Consider the following 1,071-nt stretch of genomic DNA (forward strand, 5'->3'; position numbering starts at 1 on the left):
AGCTATGCACGCTGTACCGGAGCTATGCACGCTGTACCGGAGCTATGCACGCTGTACCGGAGCTATGCACGCTGTACCGGAGCTATGCACGCTGTACCGGAGCTATGCACGCTGCAGGGCACGCGGCTTGGCTGCACAGCAGAGTGAGGCCGCCCGCCTCTTCAACCGCCTTGTGCTGCCCTCCGCCCTCAACACAGCCACCCTCCACTGCTATGCCAATGCCTTCTATGACGAACACACCCTGGTGCTATGCGGTACACAGGGCACCCTCATAGCCTCCGACTACCCCCTGGAGAGTGGCCTACTGGTGGAGGAGCCTGTTGAGGTGCCTTCAACCCAGCCTGACCTTGACACCGCCCATGTTGCCCTCCATGCTCTGGCACTGGTGCCCATAGTTCCTAATGCCTAGGAGTTGGTCTTTGAAAACAAGACCACTATGATTGCGATGGCCTGGAGGATTGACTTCGGTTTGGCACTAGTGCCCAAACATACCTCTATTCTTGTGCAAAGCCTTCTCCAGCAGCAAGATGTTGAGTTTCAGCTGCAACTTCGCTCGGCAAGTGGTGCAATAGGCAAAGTCCAGCAAGTTACCTCTGGGGCAGTCTTCTTTACAGACGAGCTCAACCATTCGACAACGAAAGCACCGGAGGCACGGCCCTTCACTGGTTTTCTTCTATTAGTTGAAGGTGACTTTCATGCCTTCGAAACTCCACCCACAAAGCCAGCGCTGGCTATGGACCAAGGTTCGTTGTTTTTAAGACGTAGGACAGTATGTTGGATTTAGTGACGGAATCGGAATTCTCGACCTAGACTTTCAATACGTTGAAATACCTCGTGAACTAGCTCCCACCAGCTACTCTACCTCAAAATTGCAACACCTCCGCTTGTCCCTCAAAGAGCAAGGCCAAAATGATCAGACGGAAGCCATCTTCAGCGTAGAACAAGCAAGTCTTGATCCACGCCCAAGCCCTGGTCTCCATCTTCATGAGTTTGCGACAGGATTCTTTGTTCAAAGTTGGGTTTACACCCACCTCCTCAACTATGTTCCTTATCTGATCGCTTTCGTGGCAT

General features: G+C 52.9%; 2 protein-coding genes. Both read left to right on the forward strand.

From position 1 onward, the window contains the following. Positions 1–409, forward strand: a 409-nt coding sequence (locus V6D20_06400; protein HEY9815417.1) for a hypothetical protein, incomplete at its 5' end; no start/stop codon positions are given. 475 nt (positions 410–884) lie between these two features. Further along, positions 885–1,071 (forward strand): hypothetical protein (locus tag V6D20_06405; GenBank protein HEY9815418.1); only part of this gene is annotated, 187 nt, incomplete at its 3' end.

It is taken from the genome of Candidatus Obscuribacterales bacterium (genome assembly GCA_036703605.1).
Classification (GTDB): Bacteria; Cyanobacteriota; Cyanobacteriia; order RECH01; family RECH01; genus RECH01.